The organism is Mycobacteriales bacterium, from assembly GCA_035995165.1.
Classification (GTDB): Bacteria; Actinomycetota; Actinomycetes; order Mycobacteriales; family CADCTP01; genus CADCTP01.
On sequence record DASYKU010000123.1, the window covers coordinates 1 to 3,490 of the forward strand.

5 protein-coding genes are annotated in these 3,490 nt (G+C 76.6%); 2 read left to right on the forward strand and 3 right to left on the reverse strand.

Annotation, left to right across the window (positions count from 1 at the left end; translation table 11 throughout):
- Positions 1 to 204: 204 nt before the first annotated feature.
- Genes VGP36_20815 through VGP36_20825 form a run of 3 tightly spaced genes read right to left on the reverse strand, consistent with a single transcriptional unit; the run spans position 205 to position 2,355 of the window.
- Entirely contained in the window at positions 205 to 783 is a 579-nt protein-coding gene (locus VGP36_20815; GenBank protein ID HEV7657152.1) for a hypothetical protein, read from the reverse strand.
- 12 nt (positions 784 to 795) lie between these two features.
- Positions 796 to 1,176, reverse strand: a complete 381-nt coding sequence (locus tag VGP36_20820) for an NUDIX hydrolase (GenBank protein ID HEV7657153.1) — start codon at positions 1,174 to 1,176, stop codon at positions 796 to 798.
- A gap of 30 nt (positions 1,177 to 1,206) precedes the next feature.
- Positions 1,207 to 2,355 carry a rhomboid family intramembrane serine protease gene (locus VGP36_20825; protein HEV7657154.1) on the reverse strand — a complete coding sequence of 383 codons (1,149 nt, stop codon included), beginning with the start codon at positions 2,353 to 2,355 and terminating at the stop codon, positions 1,207 to 1,209.
- Positions 2,356 to 2,532: 177 nt separating this feature from the next.
- Between VGP36_20825 and VGP36_20830 the strand changes: the two genes are divergently transcribed.
- Both VGP36_20830 and VGP36_20835 read left to right on the forward strand, forming a co-directional pair.
- Positions 2,533 to 3,135, forward strand: coding sequence for a DNA-directed RNA polymerase subunit beta (locus VGP36_20830; GenBank protein HEV7657155.1), 603 nt, complete (start codon positions 2,533 to 2,535; stop codon positions 3,133 to 3,135).
- A 29-nt stretch (positions 3,136 to 3,164) separates the two neighbouring features.
- Positions 3,165 to 3,490 (forward strand): DUF72 domain-containing protein (locus VGP36_20835; protein HEV7657156.1); only part of this gene is annotated, 326 nt, incomplete at its 3' end.

Here is a 3,490-nt window from a genome sequence, read left to right on the forward strand (position 1 = left end):
CGGGCGACCCGGGTCGCGTCCACGCCGAACGTGGCGCGGCGGCCCCCGGTCTCCGCGGCCGCGAGCTCCTGATCCACGGCGTCCCGCATCGAGCGCAGCGCGCGCTCGTGATCCGGTGCGCGCACCCTCACCTCCGGCCCCGTGTACTGGCGCTCAACGTAGTTACCCGAGCACTGATAGCGACATGCCCGGGATGGGTGGCATTCATGCGCCGTCCATTCGGCGCAGCAGCCAGGACGGACCGACCCAGCCCGCGCCGACCGCGTCCAGCCGCTCCCGCAGGCCGCGGTCCGCGGTTACCACCACGGCGGTGTCGATCCCCCGGTTCGACGCGACACCGACCAGGGTGTCGTCACCGGCGCCGGGCGCCGCCACCACCTCGACCGGCCGGTGGTCGCCCCGGTCCAGGACGGCTCTCGCGGCGCCCTCGACCACCACGACGACCCGGGGGAGCACCAGGTCGAGCGCGCCGGCGGGCACGCCGTCGGGCAGGTCGGCCGGGGCGAGGCCCTCGGTGAGCGGGGTCAGCGCGTCCAGCAGCCGGGCGGTCGCGCCGGCCCGGTCCCGCCACCAGCCGTCGCCGCGGCCGCGGGCGCCGACCACGTTGGCCGCGTCCACGACCAGCAGCACCGGCGGCGGTGCGGCCCGCAGCACCGGCCAGGCCGCGGCGAAGCCGGGGTGCAGCAGCAGGTCGTCCACCGCGGGTACGTCGACCCAGCGGACCTCCTCACTCTCCCCGCCGACCGCGCGCGGCCGCACCGGCGCGGCCGGCGCCGCCAGCACGGTCGTGTACGCTCAGCCGCCATGGTCGTCGGTCACCAGCCCGGACGGCCGGATCGCCGCCGGGTCGATGCCGGCCTCCTCGTACGTCTCCCGCAGGGCCGCGGTGACGGCGGTCTCGTCGCTGTCGCGGGCCCCGCCGGGGACGCCCCAGGTGCCGCCCTGGTGGGACCACAGCGCCCGGTGCTGCAGGACGACGCGGTCGCGGTCCGGCGCAGTGCGGCCGGGCGACGCGGCCGGCGCAGTGCGGCCGGGCGACGCGCCCGGCTCGGCGTGGTCACGCGGCGACGGGCCCGGGTCGGCCCGGTCCCGGAGCAGGAGGCCGGCGGCGCCGAACAGACCCCAGTGCCGGTGCCCCTGGGCGCAGACCGTCCAGCCGTTGCCGTCCCCCTCCACGCCACCAGCCTTCCACGGCGGCCTCCCGGCTCAGCCGCTCGGGCGGCGCTTCACCCGGTTGCCCGCCTCCAGCCCGAGCGCGACGACGGTGCCGGTGATGAGCCCGCCGATGTGCGCCTGCCAGCTGATGTTCGGCACCGCGAAGGAGATGAACAGGTTCAGCCCGATGAGCACGAGCAGCCCGCTGGCCTCGATCCCGACCCGCCGCCGCAGGATCAGCAGCGCGCCGAACAGGCCGAAGATCGCGCCGGAGGCGCCGACGCCGTTGCTGAACGCCGGGCTCAGCCAGAGCGAGAGCAGCGAGCCGCCGAGCGCGGAGAGGAAGTAGATCAGCAGGTAGCGGCCGGTCCGCAGGACCCGTTCCAGCGGCGCGCCGACGATGTAGAGCGAGAGCATGTTGGTGGCCAGGTGCAGCACGCTGGCATGCAGGAACGCGGCCGTGATCAGCCGCTCGTACTGGCCGTTCTCGACCAAGGCGGGGACCATGCCGTACCGGACGGTGATCGCGGGGTCGGCCTGCTGGAGCAGGTAGACGAACACGCAGATCGCGATCAGGCCGATCGTGACGGGGGTGCCGCCGGCCGGGCGGCGGACCGGTCCGCGCCGGGGGCGGTTGTCCCAGGGCCGGCGGGGCGGCTGCCGGGGTTGGCTCTGGCGCGGGTTGCCTGCCAGCCGCCCGTACGCCGAGTCGCCCGGTGACCAGGGCTGACCGCCCCCGGGCCCCTGCTGCGCCGCGCCGGGGTGTCCGGCCCACGCCGGCCCCTGCGGGGTCGTCCCGGACCGGTCCCCCGAGGGGCTCGGCCCGGTCGGGCCAGCCTGGCCGCCCCCACTGGGCGCCGGCTGGGTCGCGCCGGGCTCGCCGGCCCAGGCGCCCTGCTGGTCCGCGCCGGGCCGGCTGCCCCAGGCGCCGGGCTGGCCAGCGCCCGGCCGGCCAGCCGCGGGCCGGCCGGGTTCACCGGTCGCGGGCCGGTCCTGCGGGGTGGGGTCGGGCTCGTTGGCGGGGCGGTCCCAGGGGGTCGGCCCGGCGGGGTCGCTCCAGCCCGCGGCCGAATCGGCTCCGGCCGGGGTGTCGGAGCCGGGCTCGTAGCGGCGCTGGCCGGCAGCGGGCGGTGGCCAACCACCGGTCTCCCCGTACTGCTCCGACCCGCCGGTGTCCTGGCCGGTCTGTCCGTCGCTCACGTGCACTCCGTCCGCCGCTGCGGCCGCTGCGGCGGCCTTCCCCCGTACCAACGTGTCAACGGCCTCAACGACTCCCGGGATCGGGGCGTTCTGTCGGAACGCCCAACTACCATGGTTGGCGACGCCGCGGCCGGGGAGACCGCGGTTTCCTGTGTCCGCGACGGGAGGAGACCCCGCGTGCCCGAGCCGGAGCGCCGCCGCGAGCGCCCCCTGCTCTCCGCCCACGTCGAGTCGCTGGCTGCCGCCGCGACCGGCGGCGAGCCGCTGGCCCGTCTCGAGCTGGCCCACGCGACGGCCGCCGCGCTGGTCGACGCCGGCCGCGGCGACGCCGGGCCGGAGACGTCCCGGCTGGTCGACCTGGCCGAGACCGTCGGCCTGGACACCCTGTCCGAGCTCTGGCGGGACGCCCCGCCGGACTCGCTGCCGGGCGCGCTCTGGGTCCTCTACCTGCTGCGGACCTGGACCGATCGGCAGGGCGAGGCGGTCGCCCGGATGTACCGGGCCGGCCGGGCGTACGCGCCGGTGGACGAGGTCGTCGCCGGGGTCGCCGACGACGCCGACCCGGCCGCGGTGCGGGCGCTGGCCGAGGCCGTGCTCACCGGGGCGTACCGGGGGGACTTCGACGTGGCGCTGGAGCGGGCCGCGGCGTTCTTCCGGGTGGTCGCGGCCGGGCGGCGGGAGATGTCCGCGGACGAGATCCGCCTGGCCGAGCGCAACGAGGCCTGCGCCGATGCCCTGCAGCGCGCCGCGACAGCCTGGCGCGCCGGCACGCTGCAGTAACTGTCGTACCCCGCGGGTAGGCAGGACCCGTGGGACAGATCCGGATCGGTACGGCGTCGTGGACGGACAAGACCCTGCTGGCCAGCGGGTGGTACCCGGACGACGCGAAGTCGGCCGAGGAGCGGCTGGGCTACTACGCCTCGCGCTTCCCGATCGTCGAGGTCGACTCGACGTACTACACCCCGCCGAACGAGCGGAACAGCGAGCTGTGGGCGCAGCGGACGCCGCCGGGCTTCACCTTCAACGTGAAGGCGTACTCGTTGCTGACCCAGCACCCGACCCGGACCGCGTCGATCTACAAGGACCTGCGGCCGGCCGACGCCAAGCCGAACGTGTACGCGAAGGATCTCGACCC